At 68.0% G+C, this 22,187-nt stretch carries 19 protein-coding genes, 1 tRNA gene and 1 pseudogene; 7 read left to right on the top strand and 14 right to left on the bottom strand.

Annotated elements, in window-relative coordinates:
• Nucleotides 1-293 (top strand): annotated as a pseudogene (locus tag BKH20_RS03575) (hypothetical protein); the annotation flags it as partial.
• Nucleotides 294-541: 248 nt separating this feature from the next.
• Complete coding sequence (locus BKH20_RS03570) at nucleotides 542-1,480, top strand: ABC transporter permease subunit (protein ID WP_081381579.1); 939 nt, start codon at nucleotides 542-544, stop codon at nucleotides 1,478-1,480.
• 886 nt (nucleotides 1,481-2,366) lie between these two features.
• On the opposite strand, the gene BKH20_RS14530 is transcribed toward BKH20_RS03570, so the two are convergent.
• The 3 genes from BKH20_RS14530 to BKH20_RS03555 all read right to left on the bottom strand — a co-directional run bounded on the left by BKH20_RS14530 (nucleotide 2,367) and on the right by BKH20_RS03555 (nucleotide 5,693).
• Nucleotides 2,367-2,498, bottom strand: a complete 132-nt coding sequence (locus BKH20_RS14530; RefSeq protein ID WP_256693018.1) for a hypothetical protein — start codon at nucleotides 2,496-2,498, stop codon at nucleotides 2,367-2,369.
• Between the two features lie 119 nt (nucleotides 2,499-2,617).
• Entirely contained in the window at nucleotides 2,618-4,144 is a 1,527-nt protein-coding gene (locus BKH20_RS03565; protein WP_075389954.1) for a phospholipase D-like domain-containing protein, read from the bottom strand.
• Between the two features lie 430 nt (nucleotides 4,145-4,574).
• On the bottom strand, nucleotides 4,575-5,693 hold the full coding sequence (locus tag BKH20_RS03555) for a hemagglutinin (RefSeq protein WP_256693017.1): 1,119 nt from the start codon (nucleotides 5,691-5,693) through the stop codon (nucleotides 4,575-4,577).
• 151 nt (nucleotides 5,694-5,844) lie between these two features.
• On the opposite strand from BKH20_RS03555, the gene BKH20_RS03550 reads away from it, so the two are divergent.
• Together BKH20_RS03550 and BKH20_RS03545 are read left to right on the top strand one after the other, a co-directional pair.
• On the top strand, nucleotides 5,845-6,363 hold the full coding sequence (locus BKH20_RS03550) for a SprT-like domain-containing protein (RefSeq protein WP_075389953.1): 519 nt from the start codon (nucleotides 5,845-5,847) through the stop codon (nucleotides 6,361-6,363).
• A 56-nt stretch (nucleotides 6,364-6,419) separates the two neighbouring features.
• Nucleotides 6,420-6,749 (top strand): putative heavy metal-binding protein, encoded by a 330-nt coding sequence (locus BKH20_RS03545; protein ID WP_070659427.1) that lies wholly within the window; start codon nucleotides 6,420-6,422, stop codon nucleotides 6,747-6,749.
• Nucleotides 6,750-7,233: 484 nt separating this feature from the next.
• Here BKH20_RS03545 and BKH20_RS14525 read toward each other — a convergent pair whose 3' ends face one another.
• The 6 genes from BKH20_RS14525 to BKH20_RS03515 all read right to left on the bottom strand — a co-directional run bounded on the left by BKH20_RS14525 (nucleotide 7,234) and on the right by BKH20_RS03515 (nucleotide 12,913).
• Nucleotides 7,234-7,356: a hypothetical protein gene (locus tag BKH20_RS14525; RefSeq protein ID WP_256693016.1), complete on the bottom strand. Its 123-nt coding sequence runs from the start codon at nucleotides 7,354-7,356 to the stop codon at nucleotides 7,234-7,236.
• A 463-nt stretch (nucleotides 7,357-7,819) separates the two neighbouring features.
• Nucleotides 7,820-9,265: an MFS transporter gene (locus BKH20_RS03535; protein ID WP_075389951.1), complete on the bottom strand. Its 1,446-nt coding sequence runs from the start codon at nucleotides 9,263-9,265 to the stop codon at nucleotides 7,820-7,822.
• A 61-nt stretch (nucleotides 9,266-9,326) separates the two neighbouring features.
• On the bottom strand, nucleotides 9,327-10,172 hold the full coding sequence (locus BKH20_RS03530; protein ID WP_075389950.1) for an IspD/TarI family cytidylyltransferase: 846 nt from the start codon (nucleotides 10,170-10,172) through the stop codon (nucleotides 9,327-9,329).
• Nucleotides 10,173-10,224: 52 nt separating this feature from the next.
• Entirely contained in the window at nucleotides 10,225-10,707 is a 483-nt protein-coding gene (locus BKH20_RS03525) for a CarD family transcriptional regulator (protein WP_003779424.1), read from the bottom strand.
• A gap of 143 nt (nucleotides 10,708-10,850) precedes the next feature.
• Nucleotides 10,851-11,582: a response regulator transcription factor gene (locus tag BKH20_RS03520; RefSeq protein WP_081381578.1), complete on the bottom strand. Its 732-nt coding sequence runs from the start codon at nucleotides 11,580-11,582 to the stop codon at nucleotides 10,851-10,853.
• 95 nt (nucleotides 11,583-11,677) lie between these two features.
• A complete protein-coding gene (locus BKH20_RS03515) occupies nucleotides 11,678-12,913 on the bottom strand; it encodes a sensor histidine kinase (RefSeq protein WP_075389949.1) in 1,236 nt (411 codons plus the stop codon).
• A gap of 202 nt (nucleotides 12,914-13,115) precedes the next feature.
• Between BKH20_RS03515 and phoU the strand changes: the two genes are divergently transcribed.
• Nucleotides 13,116-13,796, top strand: coding sequence for a phosphate signaling complex protein PhoU (gene phoU / locus BKH20_RS03510; protein ID WP_075389948.1), 681 nt, complete (start codon nucleotides 13,116-13,118; stop codon nucleotides 13,794-13,796).
• Between the two features lie 90 nt (nucleotides 13,797-13,886).
• On the opposite strand, the gene BKH20_RS03505 is transcribed toward phoU, so the two are convergent.
• The 3 genes from BKH20_RS03505 to BKH20_RS03495 all read right to left on the bottom strand — a co-directional run bounded on the left by BKH20_RS03505 (nucleotide 13,887) and on the right by BKH20_RS03495 (nucleotide 15,907).
• Complete coding sequence (locus BKH20_RS03505; RefSeq protein WP_070659416.1) at nucleotides 13,887-14,624, bottom strand: phosphoglyceromutase; 738 nt, start codon at nucleotides 14,622-14,624, stop codon at nucleotides 13,887-13,889.
• A 263-nt stretch (nucleotides 14,625-14,887) separates the two neighbouring features.
• Nucleotides 14,888-15,217, bottom strand: coding sequence for a histone-like nucleoid-structuring protein Lsr2 (locus tag BKH20_RS03500; RefSeq protein ID WP_070659414.1), 330 nt, complete (start codon nucleotides 15,215-15,217; stop codon nucleotides 14,888-14,890).
• 617 nt (nucleotides 15,218-15,834) lie between these two features.
• Nucleotides 15,835-15,907, bottom strand: a tRNA-Thr gene (locus tag BKH20_RS03495).
• Nucleotides 15,908-16,223: 316 nt separating this feature from the next.
• On the opposite strand from BKH20_RS03495, the gene BKH20_RS03490 reads away from it, so the two are divergent.
• Both BKH20_RS03490 and BKH20_RS03485 read left to right on the top strand, forming a co-directional pair.
• Nucleotides 16,224-17,771, top strand: coding sequence for an amino acid permease (locus BKH20_RS03490; RefSeq protein ID WP_075389947.1), 1,548 nt, complete (start codon nucleotides 16,224-16,226; stop codon nucleotides 17,769-17,771).
• A 19-nt stretch (nucleotides 17,772-17,790) separates the two neighbouring features.
• Nucleotides 17,791-18,789: an asparaginase gene (locus BKH20_RS03485; protein WP_075389946.1), complete on the top strand. Its 999-nt coding sequence runs from the start codon at nucleotides 17,791-17,793 to the stop codon at nucleotides 18,787-18,789.
• Nucleotides 18,790-18,932: 143 nt separating this feature from the next.
• Here BKH20_RS03485 and BKH20_RS03480 read toward each other — a convergent pair whose 3' ends face one another.
• On the bottom strand, nucleotides 18,933-20,597 hold the full coding sequence (locus BKH20_RS03480; protein ID WP_143224931.1) for an alpha/beta hydrolase: 1,665 nt from the start codon (nucleotides 20,595-20,597) through the stop codon (nucleotides 18,933-18,935).
• 30 nt (nucleotides 20,598-20,627) lie between these two features.
• Nucleotides 20,628-22,187: alpha/beta hydrolase (locus tag BKH20_RS03475; protein WP_256693015.1), on the bottom strand; the 1,560-nt coding region annotated here is incomplete at its 5' end.

Below are 22,187 nucleotides of genomic sequence, written 5' to 3'. Positions count from 1 at the left end.
CCACCGGCACCATCGACCTCGACGGCACCACTCTGTCCATCACCGGCCTGGTCACCGACGACACCAAGGACCTCACCCCCGAGGCAGCGGCACCCGTCGTCCACACCGTCAACAACTGCCAAGCCGCAGGACTGACCACACTCCAGCTCAACAACTGGGCACTGAACACCACATCCGACGTCGCCGACCCTTGGCTGACCTTCACCTGCAACAACGGCACCTGGACACCCACACACGAAAGCACAAGGGGCCAAGACGAAGCCGCCATCCTCAACAAAGCCGCCGAGCTGTAACCGGCCTGCCTCCCGCCTGCCCTGCTCCCAAATCAGCTGACCGCCCGGCCCTCGCCCCGCAGCCACCGGGCACCCCGCGGGCCAAGCAACGACTCATCATCCCCGCAGACGACCCCTCCTCCGTCAGGGGGAGGAGACCGCCCCTACCGCGTTCAGCCACCGGGACGATCACACCGGGACCCAGCCCTCCTAACCTGGAGTCGTTCAGGAAGAACAAAGGCCACGAGCATCCCGAGGACTGACGCACTATGACCACCACTATCGACGCCGCAGCCGGCCCGGCCATGGGCGTCAACCGTTTCGAGGCCCCCCAGAAAACCACCCCCGTCTCTCGGACACCCCGCGCCAGACGGGAGCGGGTCCTGGAGGCCGCCATCTGGCCCGACCGGCCCCGCGTGGCTGGTCGGCAGTCCTTCGTAAGCGCGGTGCGCGCCGAGTGGATCAAGCTGCGTACCTTGACCTCCACCTGGGTCACGTCGGGCATCACGATCGCCATCACGGTCCTGTTCGGCGCGGGCCTGGCCATCGGCTACGCCGGCTCCCCCGATCGGGCCGACCAGGCCAAGACCATGATCGCCGCGGGCTCGGTACTGGGCATGATCGTCGTCGCCGTCCTGGGGGCCCTGGTGATTACCGGCGAGTACGCCTCGGGGCAGATCCGCTCCTCAATGATGGCCGTTCCCCGCCGCGGGCGTCTGTTCGCGGCGAAGGCGCTCGTCGGATCGGCCTTCTCCTTCGCCCTCGGGGTCCTCTGCGTGGCGCTGGCCTACGCCGCCTCCTACCCGTTCATGAAAGGCCACGCCGGTTCTCTCACCGACGCCCACTACCTGGGGCTGTTCTGGGGCACCGGCTTGTCCTTCGCGTTCATCTCACTCATGGCCCAGGGGGTCGGCCACCTCACTCGCTCGACGGCGGGGGCCATCACCGTGGTGGTCTCGGTGCTGTTCGTCATCCCCCTTCCCTTCCAGATGATGGCCGGCCACTGGAAGTGGGCGAACAGGGTCCTGGGACTCCTGCCGGACACCCTGTCCACCGCCGTCTCCGACCCCTTCAGTCTGGCCACCCAGTGGGGACAGGCAGGCACCTCCACCTTCCTCCAGCACTGGCAGGCCATCGCCGTCTTCGCCGCCTGGGCCATCATCCCGCTGGCGATCGCCGCGGTCGTCTTCACCCGCCGCGACGCCTGAGCCACCGGCTCACGCGTCCCATCAGACCCTTTCTCCGGTTCCACACAGTCGGCCCCCGCACCATCGCGGTGCGGGGGCCGACGACGTCCATACATGTTGATCTGCTCAGGTCAGCGCTGGGGCTGCTCATCCCGGTACTTGCGCATCCAGGAGCGTCTGGTCCGGTACAGACGGACTCCCGTCCCCACCAGAACTCCACTCCAACCAACTGCTAGCGCCCACACCCACGCAGGAATGCCCACAAAATCACCTCCTCTGACGAAAGGAGACTTATTCACAGCATCCGTCAAAGGCGCTGCGACCTGCGCAGATGCCAGCGTCGGCTAGCCCTGTGAATAAGCCTCAGAGACTCACCCCGAACCCGGGGTTCTTGCGGCAGCGTGCCCGACACTTTCGTTACAGGCCCGACCCCACCGGCCTCTACCTGGCGCTCACCCGGGGCCCGGATGCCACGGGTCGACGCCGGCCGAGGCCCGAGTCCTGCCTGGGCCGACCTATCGCACCTTTTATACAAGGCTGCCACTTCAAAGGAGCTCTCACCATCTCCGATCCGCTCATATGAACAGATCGAGCATGCAATTCTGTCTTGTGAGCGCCATACTCCACGAGGGTGGGGATCCACTGGCCGAGGGTTGTCCGTACTGCACGAAGGCCCCACCTACCCGGAGTACCCCCAACCCTCCCCCAGTAGCACCCCGCCCTCGTGCGTTGCGCCCAGACAACGCCTGGCGCCACCAGGGCGACTGCGAGCAGCCGAAACAGCCCCTTCCGATAGGGCAGGCAGCACCTCTCCCATCTGGCAAACCCACCCAACCGGTGTCTTGAGACGTCATGACATTCGAAACTCCCAGGAGCCATGAGACAGCGCGCTGACGACCCGGATCGTTCAGCGCTGGGACCGCTCGTCCCGGTACTTGCGCATCCAGGAGCGTCTGGTCCGGTACAGACGGATCCCCGTTCCGAGCGTGATGCTGACCCACATGAGCAACATTCCCCACATCCACTGAGGGATATCCACGCCGCACCTCCCTTCCCAACAGCCGGTCGTCGTGCCATGGCTTCTCAGTCACCATTATATGACCGTCAGCACATTTTCTCCCGGCGCCTTGCTCACCGAGACGCCCGGCCTCGCCCCCGCTACAGCACGGCGGACATGAGGCGGCAGACGTTGTCCACGTAGCGGTTGTACCAGGGCTCGGTGGCCCACAGCTCGGGGGTCAGCTCGGCGCAGGTGGCCCGGTAGTCGGCGTCGTTGATGCGCAGCAGGTCGTCGAGGTCCCCGCCGAAGGCCAGCAGCATGACCTCGTAGTTGAGGGCGAAGGAGCGGAAGTCCATGTTGGAGGACCCGATGACCCCGACCTCGTCGTCGACCGTCATGTACTTCGAGTGCAGGACAGTCGGCGAGGGGTAGAGGTAGATCCGCACCCCCGCCGCCAGGAGCGCCGAGTAGTAGGAGCGCTGGGCATGACTGACGATGAACTGGTCGGACTCCTTGCCCACGAACAGCTCGACCTCCACCCCCCGATAGGCGGCCGACGTCATCGCCGCCAGCAGCGCCTCGTCGGGGATGAAGTAGGGGCTGGTGATGGACACGCGCCGCTTGGCCCCGTGGATGAGGGCCAGGAACATCCGCAGGTTCGGCTCGGTGGGGTATCCCGGCCCGGAGGGGATGAGCTGCATGGCGTTGACGACGGCGCCCGGCCGCCCAGGTCTGGGGGCCGGCGTGCCCACTGGAATACCCGGCAGTCCCGCCATCTCCGGCAGGGTCTCGGCCGGCGTCCCCAGCGCCAGGTCGAAGGCCTCGAGCTGCTCACCGGCCTCGAAGAACCAGTCCATGGCGAAGACGGCCTGGGCCTCCAGGACGATCTCGCCGGTGACCTCCACGGACAGGTCCTCCCAGCGGCGCCCGGCCCGCACATTGCGCCGGGTCCGGTAGGAGGGGTCGATGACGTTGTGACTCCCGATGAAGCCCTTCTCGCCGTCGATGACCAGGATCTTGCGGTGGTTGCGCAGGTCCGGGCGGCGCCAGCGGCGCTTGAGCGGCAGCAGCGGCATCATGAGGCGCCAGCGGATGCCGGCGTCGGTCATGCGCTGGCAGAACTGTTTCCAGCCGGGGTACTTGCGGCTGCCCAGGTGGTCCAGGAGGAGTCGCACCGTGACCCCGCGAGCCACCGCGCGCTCCAGGGAGCTGAAGAAGACGTCGGTGACCTCGTCCCAGCTCATGATGTAGAACTCGACGTGCACGTGGTCGGTGGCGGCGTCGACGGCTCGGGCCATGGCCTCATAGGTACTGCGGGGGTCGGCGTGGACGGCCACCACCTCACCGCTGACGCAGGGCAGGCCGGTCAGCCTGCGGTTCATGCGCACCGCCCCGGCCAGGTAGGTCGAGGGCCGGGCGCCCTTGGGCAGGTCCGGCATGGAGCGGGTGTAGTCGAGGGTGATCTCGTTGACGGTGTGCTGCTGGCGGCGCCGAGTGCCGTGCACCCACGGGCTGCCGATGAGCAGGTAGAGCGGGAGCCCCACGACGGGCAGCAGGAAGATGAGCAGCAGCCAGGCGGTCGACGACGACGGGCGGCGGTTCTCCGGAACCGTGCCCAGTGCGACGATCTTGATGAGGTACTCGATGACGACCCAGGTGGTCGCCAGTACCGGCGGCAGCGTCATACTCGCATCATGTCATGCCCACTGACAGGTCCCTGCAAACATGCCTGGGCGCGGACCGGATGGTCCTGCGCCCAGGCACTGCGAAGGCCCGCCCCGGTTGAACCACCGGGTCGGGCCCTTCGCAACGAGGTCGCTTACCGGTTCCCATTCGGCAGCGGGTCCTCCTTCACCGAAACGTCCGAGCACATTCCCTTGGCTGTGGCCCGGACTCAGTGATGGCCGGTCAGTGGTACTCCCCAGTACCTCACGGTCGCCACCGTTCAGCGGTGACTACGACTCTGCCGATGCTGTCTGAGAGAAGACTGGAAATCGCGCATCTAAATGGTGACGCTTGATGACGATACGGTCACGGTCTTCCGAACGTGCTGCTGCCCTCCCTCAAGCCCCTTGAAATACTGCGGAATCCGCCCCCCCCCCGCACTGGACACCCTCAGGCCGACGTCGGAGCGCCGAAGAGGGTCTTGAAGTAGCCGTAGAAGTTCCAGTTGCCCCACGAGGTGCACTGGTCCCCACCGTGTGCGGCGGCCTCATTGGGCTGGTAGGGCGTGTAGTTGTACAGGCCCGCAGTCGCCTGGTTGGCCACCGTCACCTCGCCGCTGCCGCACTGCACATCGGGCGAGTAGGCGATTTGTCTGGGCTGCTGCGCCACGACGTCGTAGCTGCCCGGGTTGAGACGGTAGCGATGGAACTGGGAGGCCGCCCCGTAGAGCTGGGAGGGGAAGCCGGCCCACTGGGGGTCGCAGGTCCTGTGGTCGGGGCAGGCGTAACCGGCTGCGGCCTCATAGTCGCGAGCGCTCAGGTTCGCGCCGGAGGCGGTGAGCAGCCCCTGCTCCTTGTGAATGAGGACGAGGAGCACCTGGGGATTGATATCGCAGGCTTGGGAGACCTCCCAGATGACGTCGGCCGCGCTGACACCGGAGGCGGCCTCAATGCCTCCGGGGCAGAAGGTGCTGGCCGGGCGGGCCTGCACGGAGAAGGTGGCGGTGGCCAGGCACTCGGTACCGTCACTGCCCGGCTGGCAGCCGGCGTTGACCTTGGTGACGAAAGCGGCGATCTCCTCGCGCGTCATGGCCTGGGAGTCGTAGAAGACCTCGTCATCAATGATGCGGGCGGCGTTGAAGCCGCTGGCGTCGGGCACCAGGGGTGCTGGCGCAGAAGCTGTTCCGGTATCGGAGGCCCACCCCCACCCCAGAGCGAAGCCGCCCAGTGAGGAACCGGTTGCACGCAGCACAATGAGTCCCACCAGGAGCGTGACCAGGAAGGCGACCAGGGCGACGCCGATCGGGCTTCTCAGGAAGGGATGACGGACACCGCCCCTGCGCCCCCGCCTCCGTCTGGCACCGGCGCGCAGGAGCCCGAAGCGCCCACGGCCTCCTCGGCTCCTCTTCGCCCGCCCGGAACGGCGACTCGCATCCTCCCGCCGGGCGTGATCGGTACCGCGCTGCGCGGCTGGGCGGGCACTGCGCGGCGCTCGTGCGGGCTGAGGCGAGCCGGATCCTGCGGTGCTTCGTTGGGGCCGCGGACGTCGGCCGGAGGGATGGTGGGACATCGGCGCCATCGTGTCACATCACGGGCCGATGCACGGCCCGAAGCAGCCCGGGCTTCCCAAGACGACTGTCCGACCGGGATTCGACGGGAGGCGATGCGTCCCACAGCACCGCCGTCGGCCGGGTGAGTCCGCCGTCGCATACCGTGGGGCCGTGAATCTTCCCGACGTCCTGAGCCTGGCGCACTCCCTCATGGAGGAGGCCGACGTCGGCGACTGGGATCTGGCCTTCGACCGGGCGCGTCGGCGGGCCGGCCAGACGGATCATGCACGACGTCGGCTCACGCTCAGCCGCCATCTCATGAGCCTGTACGACGAGGCCCAGGTCCGCGAGACGATCCTGCACGAGATCGCCCATGCCCGCGTCGGCCCCCACCACGGGCACGACGCCGTCTGGGCCGCCGAGGCGACTCGACTGGGAGCGACAGGCCGGCGGCTCATCGACGCCCAGGCTCCCCGGCTACGGGGACGCTGGGTGGGCAGGTGCCCGGCGGGCCACGAGGTGGACCGCATGCGCCGTCCGGCCTCACCCGTCTCGTGCTCGCGCTGCGCCTCTCGATTCAGCCTGGAGCACCTCCTGGCTTGGAGCCTCGACGGAGAGCCCGTCCCCCATGCGCGGATCAGCGAGCGCTACAGCCGCCTGTTGCGCTTGGCGAAGCGGGCCGCACCATAAGGCCTCGTGTAGGGTGCTTGCACCAACCACCACCCCACAAGAACGGAATCGTCGTCATGCTCGTGACCACCACCCCCACCGTCGAGGGCTACCCCGTGACCCAGTACCTGCGTGTCGTCTGCGGTGAGACCGTCGCAGGAGTCAATTTCCTCAAGGACATGGCCGCGGGGTTCCGAAACTTCGTGGGAGGCCGTTCCCAGTCCTACGAGGAAGAGCTGATCCAGGCCAGGGAGACAGCCCTGGCGGAGATGGTTCAACGCGCCCAGGAGCTCGGCGCTGAAGGCGTCGTCGGCGTCGACATCGACTACGAGACACTGGGGACGGACAACGGCATGCTCATGGTGACTGCCTCGGGCACCGCGGTGCGGTTCTCCCCTGTCTCCTGAGCGGAACTGAGCCCCAATCCCCCTCAGGGGACGACTTGAGTCACCGAACCAACCCGTCCGCGAATTTCCCAGATTTTTCCCAGGGATCTGCCCCTCGTCCTCACAGGGTGAGGGCGTTACATAGTAGTTGCCGCCGGACAGGAACGGTCTCGAGGGTTGGGGAGCCCAGTGACAGATCGATCCCCTGAGATGAAGTCGGGTCATAGGGAGCCTGACATCATCGTTTCGGCGAAGGAGGAACCGCCTCCTCGGGTGCATGGGACCCCGGGTTGCAGGTGGGACCTCGCGAGGCTTGGGCCCGCGGTTCGGACTTCCGAACCGCGGGCCGAGTCCTTTCTCGACCCGTCTGCACGCCGATAACCCGATACCCCCCCTCGTGAAACACCGCGCGTTCGTAGGTTAGTCCGCGAGTTCGTAGGGTAGGTCGCGAGTTCGTACCCTGAACCCCCGAACGCGAGGCATAAGGTACGAACGCGACGGCGGCCTACGCGGCCGACTCCTCCTCGGCGACGGGATTGCCCACGCGCAGCATGAGGAGCAGCCCCATGGCCAGCACCGCAACAATCCCGAGAATCCCCCAGTAGCTCGCACCCGGCTTCGCTTCCAAGGCTCCACGGAGTCGATCCCGTCCTCCGCCCAGTGTCCACAGCACTGACATCAACGAGCCCACCCTTGAAACCCCCCTTGAGAATCGTTGAAATTCCGCGGTTGGTCTTCGGCGTGCCGCGTCGGTGCGGAGCTGATGTCAGCGTCATGGACACCAAGCTGCCGGCCATGCCCACTCCACGAGGGTGGGGTGCCACTGGAGGAGGGTCGGGAGTACTCCAGGTAGGTGGGGCCTTCGTGCAGTACACACAACCCGCGGCCAGTAGATCCCCACCCTCGTGGAGTAGACCGGTTCAAAGCACAGACGGGCCGGGGTAAGGGCACTCGGCTTCAGCGCCGAGGAGGGCCTCGCCGTGATGAAGCGCCTCGCGTTCGTAGGTTAGTCCGCGAGTTCGTAGGGTAGGTCGCGAGTTCGTACCCTTAACCCCCGAACGCGAGGCATAAGGTACGAACGCGACGGCGGCCTACGCGGCCGACTCCTCCTCGGCGACGGGGTTGCCCACGCGCAGCATGAGGAGCAGCCCGGTCGCCAGCACCGCAACGATCCCGAGGATCCCCCAGTAGTTCGCGCCCTGCCCGACCAGGCGCGTCCCCAGGTAGATGAAGATGCCGTACATCGCGGGCGCCATGAAGGAGACCGCCCGCCCGGTGGTCGCGTAGAGCCCGAAGATCTCTCCCTCCTGCCCCTCGGGGATGAGGCGGGCCAGGAAGGAACGGGCGGCCGACTGGGCCGGCCCCACGCAGGCCGACAGGAGCAGGCCCAGCACCCAGAAGGCCACGGCCCCGGCGGTGTGCAGGAAGAACACCAGCAGTCCGGCCACCACCAGGATGATGAGGCTGGCCATGATGACGTTGCGCGGCCCGAAGCGGTCATCGAGCCGCCCGGCCCAGATGGTGGCGATGCCGGCCACGATGTTGGCCACGATGGCGAAGATGATGACGTCGCCCGATGAGAAGCCGAAGGTGTTCTGGGCGATGATGCCGCCGTAGGTGAAGACCCCGGCCAGCCCGTCCCTGAAGACGGCGGCGGCCAGCAGGAACCACAGCAGACGCGGCTGGAAGTTGTGCAGCTGGAGCAGGGTGCGCCACAGCAGCTTGTAGGAGGTCAGGATCGACTCCTTGCGCCTGCCCTGGTGGGAGACGGCCTCCACCGGCTCAGCCTCCATGGCGGCCCGGTCCCGTCCCGGTTCAGCGGTCGCCATCCCCTCGCTGACCTCCCCGACGTCCTCGGCACGGGAGCGCCCGAGCCTGCGGGAGCGGTTGATGAGGACGGGAAGTGCGGACAGGCCGAACCAGGCCGCCGACACGAGCATGGCGACGCGCACCCCCATCCCGCTTCCGGCCGAGAAGGAGACCAGGGGACTCGGCCCCACGAGGGCGACGTAGAGGATGAGCAGCAGGACGATGCCGCCGAGGTAGCCCATCCCCCACCCCAGACCGCTGACGGCACCGATGCGGTCCTTGGAAGCCAGGTGGTTGAGGATGGCGTTGTAGTTGACCGAGGCCAGCTCGAAGAAGATGTTGCCGATCCCCAGCAGGACGATGCCGAACCACAGGTAGCCGGGTTCAGGCCGCACCAGGAACAGGGCCGCCGAGACCGCCACCACCACCGCGGTGTAGCCCCCGAGCCAGAAGACGGTCCGCCCACCCCGGTCCGAGCGCTGCCCGGTCACCGGCGCCAGCAGGGCGATGAACAGCCCGGCGACGGCCAGCCCGAGGGACAGCGCCGACTCGTTGTCCGCCTTGGCCCCGAAGGAGTCGCTGACCAGGTAGACGGTGAAGACGAAGGTGGTGATGACCGCGTTGAAGGCCGCCGACCCCCAGTCCCACAGGCCCCAGGCGATGACGGGCCAGGACAGGAGCCGGGTGCGGGAGCCGGCCCGCGTCGGAGCAGTCACTGTCGTGCTCATAGGAGAGACGATAGAACCATCCGGGCCGGCGGCGGTACCGAAAGGGGAACAGACCTGATCGTCAGTTCTCCCCACTGGCCTCGGCAGGGCGCTCCCCCTGAGCGGACTGCCGCTCCAGGAGCATCTCGGCCAGGGCCAGATCCATCGGCGTGGTCACCTTCATGGCGCGCTCGTCACCGGCGACGACGACGACGCTGCCGCCACAGGCCTCAACGAGGCCGGCGTCGTCGGAGGCGGCGAGCGCCTCGTCTGCGGCCCGCCCGGCCCCGGCCCGGTGGGCGGCGACGAGCACGGGGGTCGAGAATCCCTGGGGGGTCTGGACCGCCCGGAGCCGGTCGCGTCGGGGGGTGCCGACGACGGGCTCAGGCTCCCCCGCCGGGCGGGCCTCGACCTCCTTGACGGTGTCGGTCACGGGCAGCGCCGGGACCACGGCCTCGTGTCCGGCTCGCACAGCGGCGACCACCCGCTGCGTCACCTCCGAGGGCGTCAGCGCCCGCGCGGCGTCGTGGACGATGACGACGTCGGCCTGCGGCACGGCGGCCAGGGCCGCTGCGAGCCCCAGGGCCACGGAGGCCTGCCTGGAGCAGGGAGAGCCGGCAACGACCTCGATCCCACCGCATCGTCCCGCCCCAGCCCCGGCTGCTCCGTCCAGCAGGCCCTCGAGCTCGGCGCGGAACCGGTCGACCTCCTCAGCGGGGGCGGTGACGACGACGTGGCTGACGGCGCCCGAGGCGATGAGCCCGGCCGCCGCCCGCCGCAGGAGGCTGACACCGCCCACCGGGACGAGGGCCTTGGGAACCCCGGCGCCCAGGCGGGAACCGGAGCCCGCCGCAGTGAGAACGGCGACCGCCCCACCCGGAGCGGACTCGGGCGGGGCGGATGCTTGGGATGAAGGGCTGGTGCTCACGGGCAGGACGCTACCGCGTCCTCGACAACCTGAGCACGAGCGCTGCGCGGTACTAGGACGCGAGAACCTCGTCCAGGCGGGACTCGGCCTCCTCCTCGGGAGTCTTCTGGGCCAGGGCCAGCTCGGAGACGAGAATCTGGCGGGCCTTGGCGAGCATGCGCTTCTCGCCGGCGGACAGGCCGCGGTCCGTGTCACGACGGGAGAGGTCCCGCACGACCTCGGCAACCTTGATGACATCCCCGGAGGCGATCTTCTCCTGGTTGGCCTTGAAACGGCGAGACCAGTTCGTGGGCTCCTCGGTCAGCGGCGCCCGCAGCACCTCGAAGACCTTTTCCAAACCGGTCTCATCAACCACGTCACGGACGCCGATGAGCTCAACGCTTTCGGCGGGAACCAAGATGGTCAGGTCACCCTGGGCCACCTCGAGCTGCAGATACGTCTTCTCCTCACCGCGTACCTTGCGCTGCCGGATGTCAATGATCCGGGCGGCCCCGTGGTGCGGGTAGACGACAGTCTCACCGACTTCATAGGTCATAAGGATGACTCTCCAGACTGGTTTGCGGACCTCTAGTTTATCAGGTCATTCCGCGCAAAGATCGGGGACGTATCTCACAGAGGTCACGGCGGGCGCGGCCCGGGACCGGCGGCGAGAACTGCGGTGCCACCCGCAATGGAGAATCAGTGCTCAGAATCCCCGTCCAGGCGATAGCCGAGCCCCCTGACCGTGGTGATGAGAACCGGTTTGGAGGCGTCGGCCTCAATCCTGCCGCGAAGCCGTTTGACATGGACGTCCAGAGTTTTCGTGTCGCCCTCGTAATCGGGTCCCCACAGGCGCTCCAGGATCTGGTTGCGGGTGAGCACGCGGCCGGGGTGACGCAGAAACAGCTCCAGGAGCTCGAACTCCCGCAACGGCATGGCGACCACCTCGCCGTTGACCCTGACCTCGTGGCGCTCGACGTCCATCCGCACCCCGCCGGCGACCAGCACCGGCTCGGGCTCCGGGGCGGCCGCACGGCTACGGCGCAGGACCGCCTTGAGGCGCGCCAGGAGCTCCCGGTAGGAGTAGGGCTTGGTGACGTAGTCGTCGGCCCCGATCTCCAGGCCGACGATCTTGTCCAGCTCGGTGTCCTTGGCGGTGAGCATGATGACCGGCACGGAGGAGGAGCGCCGGATCCGGGTGCACACCTCGATCCCGCCCAGGCGGGGCAGCATGAGGTCCAGCAGGACCAGATCGATGGGGCCGACGCCGCCGGGGCGCCGGGAGGCCTCGAAGATCTCGACGGCGCGCTGGCCGTCCTCGGCCTCAACCACCTCGAAGCCGTCGCGCCGCAGACCGAAGGCGAGCGGGTCGCGGAAGTTCTCCTCGTCCTCGACCAGGAGGATCCGCATTGGGCCGCTCACCGGCGTCATTGACGACGCGGCCGGTGCACCGGAGGGGGTGGGCGCCCCCGCGCCCGGCACCGCACCAGCCTCTGCGCCCGTCCCTGCGGAGCGCTCTGCCGGGCTCATGACCCGCTCCCGGGGGTGTGCTCCGCGGCGGCTTCGTCAGGCTCATTCTGGGCTGATCCAGTCCCGACCGACTCGCCCTTCACCGGTTCGCCCTCGCCCAGGCGCGGCAGCACGAGGGTGAAGGTGGAGCCGCGCCCCGGGGCGGACCACAGCTCGACGGTGCCGCCGTGGTCGGCGGCCACGTGCTTGACGATGCTCAGCCCCAGGCCGGTGCCCCCGGTGGCGCGCGAGCGGGCCTTGTCGACGCGGTAGAAGCGCTCGAAGACGCGTTCCTGCTCCTCCTTGGGGATGCCGATGCCCTGGTCGACCACGGCGATGCGCACGATGTCGGGGTCCTCCGCGTCCAACGAGACGCCCACCGAGACCCGGGTGCGCGGCTCGGAGTAGCGGATGGCGTTGTCCAGCAGGTTGCGCACGGCGGTGGTGATGAGGGCGGCGTCGCCGCGCACCCGCAGTCCCTTGGTTCCGCCGGCCACGAGGGCGATCTGGCGGCCGTCGGCCTCGACGCGCACCCGGTCCACGGCCTCGGCGACGACGTCGTCGATGTCGACGACCTCGGGCTCGGCCAGGGCGTCACCCTCCTGGAGGCGGGTGAGCTCGATGATCTCCTGGACCAGGACGCCCAGGCGGCGGGCCTCCTTGCGCATGCGCCCGGAATAGTCGCGCACGAAGTCGGGGTCGTCGGCGCCGGCCTCGACAGTCTCGGCGAGCAGCTGGATCGCGCCGACCGGGGTCTTGAGCTCGTGGGAGACGTTGGCGACGAAATCGCGGCGCATGGCCTCCACCCGGCGGGCGGCGGTGTGGTCCTCGATGAGGATGAGGACGCGCCCCTGGCCGATGCCGGCCGCGCGCACCTGCAGGTGGAACTGGCCCGCGCCCGGCACCCTCCCCCGGGCCACGGTGACGGCCGCGTCCTGCGCCTGGCCCGAGGCGCGCACGCGCCCCACCATCGCCACCACGGTCGGCTCGACGACGGCGTCGTCGCGCACGATGTTGAAGGTGTAGGCCGACGCCGAGGCGCGCAGGACCTCGTCGTCGTCATCGAGGACGACGACTGTCGAGCGCAGTGCCGCCAGCACCGGGACGGCCGTGTCGGTCCCGGCCAGGCCTGCCAGGTCAGCGGCGCTCGTGGCCGCCCTGCGCTCGCGCCGGGACAGCGCGACACCGATCCCCACCCCCAGGCACGTGAAAGCGGCGGCGGCGAGGAGGAGAACGATGACGGTCAGGCCCACGCCTCTAGAGTAGTTGAGCCCCGACGGCACCCACCGGCCGGCACCGCCTGTGGGCGTGCCGCTTGCGGCGGCGTCGCAGGGCTGCTGTGCTTAGGGACAACATCCTTGGCGGCGGCCTCGACCGGATCGTCGAGCAGCGCCGCCCCGCCACCTCACCGACCGGCCCGATCCATCGGTCCTCGCCCGGAACAGGAGCAGCCTCATGCGCGCCATCTTTAACCAGGAGCTCAAGCAGCTGGGCTCCGACCTCGAGTCCATGGCCAACCAGGTCGCCACCGCGATCGAGCGGGCCGCGGAGTCCCTGCGCCAGGGGGACATCGTCATCGCCGAGCAGGTGATCGACGCCGACGAGCGCATCAACGACCTCCAGCGCGACATCGACGACCTGTGCGTCATGCTGCTGGCCCGCCAGCAGCCGGTGGCCGGGGACCTGCGCAACGTCCTGTCTGCGCTGCGCATGGCCCAGACCCTGGAGCGCCAGGGCGACCTGGCTCGCCACGTGGCGGCCATCGCCCGCGGCCGCTACCCCGAGCCGCCGCTGCCCGAGCCGGTCCTGGGGCTGATCCTGGAGATGGCGGACCTGGCGGTGCGCGCGGGCAGGGACGTCGCCCGCCTCATCTCGACGCGGGACCTGGAGCTGGCCTCCGTCATTCAGGCCAACGACGCCGAGCTCGACGCCCTGCACCGTCGTTCCTTCCAGATGATCCTGGACCCGGCTCACGACCTGAGCCGCCAGCAGGTCATTGACGCCGTCCTCATGGGCCGTTTCCTGGAGCGCTTCGGCGACCACTCCACCTCGGTGGCCAGCCGCGTGGCCTACCTCGTCTCGGGAGCCTCCATGCCCGAGACGCATGACGCCGAGGACGCTGACGCGCTCCACTGAGCACTTGGAGCCGACGAGACGGGCGACGCCGGACCTTCCTTAGGGTCCGACGCCGCCCGCGTCATTGAGGGTGCGGCAGATCGCCGGGGCTCACTTGCCCTGGTTGGCCACTGCTGCGATCTTGGCCTCGGCCTCGGGGTCGAGGTAGCGGCCGCCCTTCTTGAGCGGCTTGAGGGTCTCCTCGTCGAGCTCGTAGACCAGCGGGATCCCGGTGGGGATGTTGACGCCGGCGATGTCGTCGTCGGAGATGTCGTCGAGGTGCTTGACGATGGCGCGCAGCGAGTTGCCGTGGGCGGCGATCATGACGGTCTTGCCGGTCTTGATCTCCGGGACGACGGTGCCCTCCCAGTAGGGCAGGAGGCGCTCGAGAACGTCCTTGAGGCACTCGGTGGCGGGGATGGGCTCACCGGCGTAGCGGGGGTCGGCATCCTGGGAGAACTCCGAGCCGGCCTCGATGGGCGGCGGCGGCACGTCGTAGGAGCGGCGCCACTGCATGAACTGCTCCTCTCCGTACTCGTCACGGATCTCCTTCTTGTTCTTGCCCTGCAGGGCGCCGTAGTGGCGCTCGTTGAGGCGCCAGCTGCGCTCCACCGGGATCCAGTGGCGGTCCGCGGCGTCCAAGGACAGGTTGGCGGTCATGATGGCGCGGCGCAGCATCGAGGTGAAGAGCTTCTCGGGGAGGACACCTGCCTCCTTGAGGAGCTCACCACCGTGGACGGCCTCGGCGCGGCCCTTGTCTGACAGCGGGACATCGACCCAGCCGGTGAAGAGGTTCTTCGCGTTCCATTCGCTCTCGCCGTGGCGGAGCAGTACGAGGGTGTAAGCCATGGCCCTATCCTGCCAGGATCGCGGGCATGGCGCGAGGCCTAAGAAGGGAGATCTCAGCGGGCGAGGGCGCGAGCGCATCGGCCCGAAGGTACCGCTCGCAGCGATAACGCCCGTTCACGGAGCGAATTCACGTATTGAAAACACAACGGCTCTGGTGATGCGCCTGAGCGTACAACCAGAGCCGTGGTGCGAGGTGGCAATCAGCTCGAGAATGACTCGATGCGGGGTGCCGGCCTCATGTGAGCCGGGCACCCCATGTTCCCTCAGTTGCCGGGGTTGACCTCGTAGTAGGCCTTGCGCACCTCTGCGGAGACGCGACCGCGGTCAGAAACCTCGAGGCCCTGCTCGCGAGCCCACTCGCGAATCTTCTGAGTGTCAGAAGGACCGCTGGAACGACGACGACCGGAGCTGCGACGGCCGCCGGTGCGACGAGCCTTTCCGACCCATTCCTCAAGGGACTCACGAAGAGCAGCTGCGTGCTCGTCGTTCAGGTCGATCTCGTAGGTGACGCCGTCAAGGGCGAAGGTGACGGTCTGATTGGCCTCGGACCCGTCGACATCGTCGACGAGGATGACCTGAGTCTTCTGTGCCATGATTCCTCATTCTGAGTGGAGGGAGCGGGCCTGAAGGATGTATCCCGCTGCGGACAACGTTAGATTAAACAATAGTTGCCCTCAATGCAACACGGCTTTTCGCCACCCTCATTACCAGCCACCCCGCCCCCCAATCACACAGCGATACGCGCCGCCATACCACCCTGAACACCTTGATGACTGAGACGAAAACTGTGAAAGCACTGAGGTCCCCTTTGGAGATCCCCACGAGACCTGGCGGAACAATCCAGGCACGACACCCCCTCACCTCCGGCCGCATAGAGGTATCCAACGATCAGTCAATCCGAGACAGCCAATCTCCCAGGCGACTCCCAGATAGCGGTGGGGGATTCTCTCAGCCGGAAGAGAATGTCTGCGTCACCACGGCTCCCACCCTGAGGTCACATCACGTCAAGCCGGACGAATCCGCCCCGTTGGGGCCATGACCCGACCGGCCACTGGGCGACGAAGGGATTCGGCCACACGGTCATCCCAGAAAACCCACACATGGAACAACCGCTGTAGCCACCGGATGTGCCGGAGGGCACATCGACAGGCCGCGGGTGAGGCGCCCGGTACCCAAAAGCCCCGGGGGCATTACCTCCCGGGGCTGATCGAGCCGCCTGTGGGAATCGAACCCACGACCTATTCATTACGAGTGAATCGCTCTGCCGACTGAGCTAAGGCGGCGCTGGCACAAGCAGCAGAGCCGAACATACCGGCCCTGCGGCCGCCACCGCAATCCAGTGCCGCAAGGAGAACCGTGTTCCTCAACACAGTCGACCTCCCTCCTCGCCGCCTCACCGCCGCAGCTGAAGCCGGAGGCCCCTCTCAGGCCCCAGAACATCCCGGTTTCCTCGACTCAGCACTAGATCATGACGGCGGCAGGGCGCATCCTGGACAGGAGTACGGCTGACCTCAGCAGCCGCCCCGCATCACCCGAACCGACCGGGCCCGGTATTCTCCGCACGTCATTCAACAGGTCTCCCTGTCCGTAAGGATCCCCATGAGCGAGTCTCCGTCCAGCCACTCCCCCACCTCTCCATCACTGCACTCGGGTGCCTCGCCTTCACCCTCCCCCGCTTCCCAACCCGACCAGATCCGGGACCGCGGCGACGCCGGATACAACAAGTCGTTGAAGAACCGTCACCTGCAGATGATCGCCATTGGCGGCTCCATCGGCACGGGCCTTTTCATGGGTGCCGGCGGCCGACTCAAGGACGGCGGGGCGGGACTGATGTTCGCCTATGCCATCTGTGGAATCTTCGCCTTCCTCATGGTGCGTGCTCTGGGCGAGCTGGCCATCCGCAGACCCTCCTCCGGAGCATTCGTCTCCTACGCCCGTGAGTTCCTCGGTGAGAAGGGCGCCTACATCACCGGCTGGTTCTTCTTCCTGGACTGGTCAGTCACCGTCATGGCGGACATCACGGCCGTGGCCCTCTACCTCCACTACTGGACGGCTCTGAAGGTTGTCCCGCAGTGGGTCTTCGCGCTCGTCGCGCTCGTCCTGGTCTTCATCCTCAACATGCTGAACGTCAAGATGTTCGGTGAGGCGGAGTTCTGGTTCGCGCTCATCAAGGTCGCCGCCATCGTGTCCTTCATGGTGGTGGCCATCGTCGCTATAGCGCTCGGGCTTCACACCGGAACGGACCCCCACGGAGGGGAGATCACCGCAGGGGCCCACAACATCCTCGGAAACGGTGGCTTCTTCCCCGAGGGATTCCCGATCGTCTTCGCCCTGACCCTCGGCGTCGTCTTCGCCTTCGGTGGCACGGAGATGGTGGGCGTGGCCGCCGGAGAGGCGAAGGACGCGGAGAAAATCCTGCCCAAGGCGATCAACTCGATGATTCTGCGCATCTTCGTCTTCTACGTCGGCTCGGTCATGCTGCTGGCTCTGGTCCTGCCCTACACGTCCTACTCCAAGACCGAGTCGCCCTTCGTCACCTTCTTCTCCGGAATCGGTGTGCCCTACGCCGGCGACATCATCCAGGTCGTGGTCCTCACCGCCGCCCTGTCCTCCCTCAACGCCGGCCTGTACGCCACCGGACGCACCCTGCGCTCCATGGCCGTGGCCGGTGAGGCCCCTCGGGTGGCGGCCGGGCTCAACAAGCACCAGGTTCCTGCCGGGGGCATCATCATCACCTCCGCCTTGGGGCTGCTCGGCGTCGTCCTCAACGCCTACCTGCCCGGTGACGCCTTCGACATCGTCATGAACCTGGCCGGCATCGGCATCGCTGGGACCTGGGGAGCCGTCCTCGTCACCCACCTCGCCTTCCTGCGTCGGGTGCACGAGGGCACGGAGGTGCGCCCGGCCTACCGGATGCCCCTGGCCCCATGGTCCAACTACGCGGCGTTGGCCTTCTTCACCATCGTCGTCCTTTCGAACGTGGCCGACCCGGCCGGACGCTGGACCCTGGGCTTGTTCGCCATCATCGCCGTCATGATGGTGGCGGGCTGGTACGCGGTACGGGGACGTATTCGGGGCGACCTGCTCGACGAGGTCCTTGCCGACGAGGTGGACGAAGCCGCATCCGCCCCGTCGTACGAGGCCTGACCGGCAGGAGGCTGAGCCCATGCACGTTCACATCACCTACACCGGGGGCACCATCGGCATGGTGGACTCCCCTCACGGCCTCGTTCCCGGCGCGGATCTGGAGGGGTGGCTCGACTCACTGCTGGCGGGCACACCCCTGGCGCGCTCAGTGACGGTGACCTCACTGGCCCCGCTCATCGACTCCTCGAACGCCACCCCGCTGTCCTGGCAGGCGATCGTGGACGACCTGCGCGCCCACGCCGCGGCCGACCCGCAGACCGCCTTCGTCATCCTGCACGGGACCGACACGATGGCCTACACCAGCGCCGCCCTGTCCTATGCGCTGACGGATCTGAGCGTTCCGGTCGTCGTCACCGGTTCCCAGCTCCCGCTCGGAGTGCTGGGGAGCGACGCCGCGGCGAACGTCACCGGGGCGCTCAAGGCCGCCACCTCCGGGCGCCTCGACGGGGTGGCGCTGTTCTTCGGTCATCGACTCCTGGCCGGGAACCGGGTGACGAAGTCCTCCTCGTGGGCCTTCACCGGTTTCGAGTCCCCCAACGCGGCCCCTCTGGCCACCACTGGCGCCCCGTGGCAGTGGGCGCAGAGCGTGTCGTCAGGTATCGGCTGGAAGGACGCCGCCCCCTACACCCGCCACGACGTCGTCGTGATCGACCTGGTCCCGGGCATCACCGCGGCCCGCCTGGAGGCGCTGCTGACGCCGCTGCCCGAGGCCGTGATCCTGCGGGCCTTCGGAGTCGGCAACGTGCCGTCCCAGGAGCCGGGGCTGACCGACGTCGTCGAACGGGTGATCGCCGCCGGGACGGCCGTCATCGTCACCTCCCAGTGCCACGAGTCCGCGGTCCTCCTGGGGCACTACGAGGCCGGGGACGCACTGGCCCGCAGTGGCGCCGTCGGCAGCCGCGACATGACCCTGGAGGCCGCCTACGCCAAGGTCCAGTTCCTGCTCTCGCAGGGACTGGCGGGAGACGACCTGGCCGGCTGGATGGGACGCTCCATCGCCGGAGAGCTGAGCCAGTGAGCTGAGCCAGTGAGTCGGGCGCTCCGGAGCCCCGCAGCGCCGGTGCGGCTCGGCTGAGGAATCGGCCCCGGACGACATTCACGTCGTCCGGGGCCGGTCTCATGGCCTGCGGGAACCGGTCGGGCCGGCCTGCCTGGCGATGGTCAGCAGGTGAGTCCCTTGTCCGGCATCGTCCCGTTGAGCAGGTAGGTGTCCACGGCCTTCTTGACGCAGTCGTTGGAACGTCCGTAGGCGGTGTGGCCGTTGCCCTTCCAGGTCAGGAGCTGGCCGGACTCGAGCTGATCGGCCAGGGCCTGGGACCAGGCGTAGGGGGTGGCCGGGTCACCTGTGGTGCCCACCACGAGGATCGGTGCGGCACCGGAGGCCGTGATCTTCTCGCGCTTGCGGCTCGATGTGTGGCCCCAGCCCTGGCAGTAGGCGTCGGGGTAGAGCAGCTGGGAGCCGAAGGTGGGTGAGGCCTCGTTGACGGCCTTGGCGTTCTCCTCCCAGGAGGCGTTGTCCCCCTGGACCGGGTAGTCCAGGCAGTTGACCGCCATGAGGGCCTCGGCGCCGTTATTGGAGTAGGTACCGTCGCTCTGGCGGGAGGAGACGGCGTCGGCGATGGCCAGCAGCGCGCTTCCGTCCGGCTTGCCCACCTTGCCCATCGCCTGGGACAGCGCCAGGGTGAGGGAGGGCCACAGCTGGGTCTGGTACATCGATCCCAGCACCCCGTAGACGGCCAGGTCGTAGGTCAGTGGCCGTTTGCTGTCGGAGGTCGGCAGCGGCGCCGTCTTCGTGGACTCGAGGAACTCGCGGACCTGGGAGACACCGGAGTCGACGTCTCCGCTCAGGGGGCAGCCCAGCTTGGAGCTCTGGCAGTTCTGCACGTAGGCCCGCAGCGAGGCCTCGAAGCCCTTGGCCTGCCCCAGGGCCAGTTCCTCGGCGCTCAGGGAGGGGTCGACGGCGCCGTCGAGGACCATACGACCAGTGTTGGCCGGGAACAGCTCGGCGTAGGTGGCCCCCAGGTAGGTGCCGTAGGAGAAGCCCAGGTAGGTCAGCGTCTGCTGGCCGTCAACCGCCCGCAGGATGTCGAGGTCCTTGGCGGCACTGATGGTGTCGATGTGGTCCAGGAGCCCCGCGGGGCTGGTCTTCGACGCGCAGGCCTCCCCCATCTTCTGAGCCCGCTCCTGGGTGGCCGTGGCCGAGGGGGTCTCCGGGTCGTTCGCCCCGGCTCGTTCGGCGTCGAGCTCGGCGTCGGTCAGGCAGTCGACCGCCGTGGAGGCGCCCACGCCGCGCGGGTCGAAGCCGACGACGTCGTAGGAGCTGGTGAGGTTCTTGGAGAAGTAGGAACCGGCGCTCTCGACCAGCTCGATGCCCGACCCTCCCGGCCCACCCGGGTTGATGAACAGTGAGCCGACCGATTCCCCGCCGGCGGCCCGCTTCTTCACCGCGATCTCGATCGTCTCGCCGCCGGGGTTGTCGTAGTCCAGCGGCACCTTGACCTTGGCGCAGGTGAAGCCGGTGTCCTTCCCCGACTTCGCCTCACCCATCCCCTTCTTGTCACAGGCGTACCAGGAGACCTTCTGGTTGTAGAAGCTCTCCAGCCCGGCCGGAACCGCTGCCGAGGCCGACGCCGTTGCCGGCGAGGCCTTGATGTTGGTGTTGTCCTGGCAGGCGGTCAGGCCCCCGCATGCCAGAAGCGCAGCGAGCGCCACGAGCAGAGGCTTGATACGAGGCCGAGAAGAAGTCGCAGTAGTCACGACGTGAACCTTATGCGGCCGGGCCGCCCGGGGCCTCCTCCTGGAGACGGAGTGGGGAGAAGTTCCCATCGAGGCCCCGGGGGCGGGGACGGCCCGGCGTCACTGTCCGTTCTTGCAGGTCAGGCCTTCCTCGGGCATGGTCCCTCTGGTGAGGTAGGTGTCGACGGCCTTCTGGACGCAGGCCCCCGAGCGCCCGTAGGCGGTGTGGCCGTTGCCCTCCCAGGTCAGGAGCCGGCCGGAGGCGAGCTGATCGGCCAGGGCCTGGGACCAGGCGTAGGGCGTGGCCGGGTCACCGGTGGTGCCCACCACCAGGATGGGGGCCGCCCCCTTGGCGTGGATGGGTGCGGGCTTGCGGGTCCCGTTGTGCCCCCAGGCCTGGCAGCGCGCATCCTGGTTGCCTAAGGAGGCGCCGAAGGTGGGCGAGCTCTGGAGGATCTGCTGGTAGTCCTTCTCCCAGCTGGCCATGTCGCCCTGGACGGGGATGTCCTGGCAGTTGACGGCGTAGAAGGTCGGGGCGCTGCCGCCGGCGGTCGCCTTGCCGTAGAGCACCTGGATGTAGGAGCCGTCCTTCTGGGTGATGGCCTGGTCGAGGGCGTAGGTGAGGAAGGGCCAGTACTCGGAGGAGTACAGGAACCGGCGGACGACGCTGCGGATCGTGCTGCCGTCCACGGTGACGTTCGGGTCCGCGGTCTTCAGCGGCGTCTTGTCGGCTGAGGCGATGAGGGACCGAACCTGCTGGACTCCGGCGTCGGCGTCACCGGTGAGGGGGCAGCTCTGGTTCTCCTGGACGGCCTGGCCGGACTGGCACTGCTGGACGTAGGTGCGCAGTGCGGCCTCGAAGCCCTTGGCCTGCCCGGCGGCCCGGTCCCTCAGTGACAGGGAGGGGTCGACGGCGCCGTCGAGGACCATGCGGCCGGTGTTGACGGGGAAGAGCTCGGCGTAGGTCGCCCCCAGGTAGGTGCCGTAGGAGAAGCCCAGGTAGTTGAGCTTCTGGTCCCCGGACAGGGCCCGCAGGACATCAAGATCCCGGGCCACCGAGACGGTGTCCACATGGTCGAGCAGACCGGCCGGCTTGGTGTGGGCGGCGCAGTTGGCCTCCTCCTGCTTGAAGTCCTTGGTGATCTCGTCGATCAGGGTCGGGAAACTGATGTTGCCCTCCGCACCGCCGTCGGCAGCAGGATTCTCAGCGTCCCGGAAGGGGGTGGGGTCGTCCCCGGCGGCGTCGGCGACGAGGGAGCCGGGTTGGGGGTCGTTGACACCCATGCCCCCCTGGGCGGCTTTGGCGGGCTGCTGGCCCGCGCCGTCGTCGCAGGTGATGGCGGTGGAGGAGCCGACGCCGCGGGGGTCGAAGCCGATGATGTCGTAGGCCTGGTTGAGAGTGGGCGAGAACTGGGTCTCGTTGCTCTCCACCATGTCTACTCCGGAGTAGCCGGGGCCGCCGGGGTTGACGAAGAGGGTGCCCTGGCGCACCGAGCCGGTGGCCAGGTGCTTCTTCATCGCGATCTCAATGGTCTGGCCATCGGGCTGGGAGTAGTCCAGCGGCACCTTGACCTTGGCGCACTGAAAACCGGTCCTGTCAGCGGACTTCGCCATACCACCAGTGGCCACGCAGTCGTACCACTCGACCTTCTGACCGTAGAAGGACTCCAGCCCCTTGGG

It is taken from the genome of Actinomyces oris, from assembly GCF_001937445.1.
In the GTDB taxonomy this organism is placed as follows: domain Bacteria; phylum Actinomycetota; class Actinomycetes; order Actinomycetales; family Actinomycetaceae; genus Actinomyces; species Actinomyces acetigenes.
Note: the sequence above shows the minus strand (reverse complement) of the source record. Positions and strands in the feature narration are given on the sequence as shown.

What these genes read in the sequence shown, in the direction of transcription:
- BKH20_RS03570 (WP_081381579.1), top strand. Translation starts at nt 542, where the DNA reads ATGACCACCACTATCGACGCCGCAGCCGGCCCGGCCATGGGCGTCAAC.
- BKH20_RS03565 (WP_075389954.1), bottom strand. Translation starts at nt 4,144, where the DNA reads ATGACGCTGCCGCCGGTACTGGCGACCACCTGGGTCGTCATCGAGTAC.
- BKH20_RS03555 (WP_256693017.1), bottom strand. Translation starts at nt 5,693, where the DNA reads ATGTCCCACCATCCCTCCGGCCGACGTCCGCGGCCCCAACGAAGCACC.
- BKH20_RS03545 (WP_070659427.1), top strand. Translation starts at nt 6,420, where the DNA reads ATGCTCGTGACCACCACCCCCACCGTCGAGGGCTACCCCGTGACCCAG.
- BKH20_RS03535 (WP_075389951.1), bottom strand. Translation starts at nt 9,265, where the DNA reads ATGAGCACGACAGTGACTGCTCCGACGCGGGCCGGCTCCCGCACCCGG.
- BKH20_RS03525 (WP_003779424.1), bottom strand. Translation starts at nt 10,707, where the DNA reads ATGACCTATGAAGTCGGTGAGACTGTCGTCTACCCGCACCACGGGGCC.
- BKH20_RS03520 (WP_081381578.1), bottom strand. Translation starts at nt 11,582, where the DNA reads ATGACGCCGGTGAGCGGCCCAATGCGGATCCTCCTGGTCGAGGACGAG.
- phoU (WP_075389948.1), top strand. Translation starts at nt 13,116, where the DNA reads ATGCGCGCCATCTTTAACCAGGAGCTCAAGCAGCTGGGCTCCGACCTC.
- BKH20_RS03505 (WP_070659416.1), bottom strand. Translation starts at nt 14,624, where the DNA reads ATGGCTTACACCCTCGTACTGCTCCGCCACGGCGAGAGCGAATGGAAC.
- BKH20_RS03500 (WP_070659414.1), bottom strand. Translation starts at nt 15,217, where the DNA reads ATGGCACAGAAGACTCAGGTCATCCTCGTCGACGATGTCGACGGGTCC.
- BKH20_RS03490 (WP_075389947.1), top strand. Translation starts at nt 16,224, where the DNA reads ATGAGCGAGTCTCCGTCCAGCCACTCCCCCACCTCTCCATCACTGCAC.
- BKH20_RS03485 (WP_075389946.1), top strand. Translation starts at nt 17,791, where the DNA reads ATGCACGTTCACATCACCTACACCGGGGGCACCATCGGCATGGTGGAC.
- BKH20_RS03480 (WP_143224931.1), bottom strand. Translation starts at nt 20,597, where the DNA reads ATGGGAACTTCTCCCCACTCCGTCTCCAGGAGGAGGCCCCGGGCGGCC.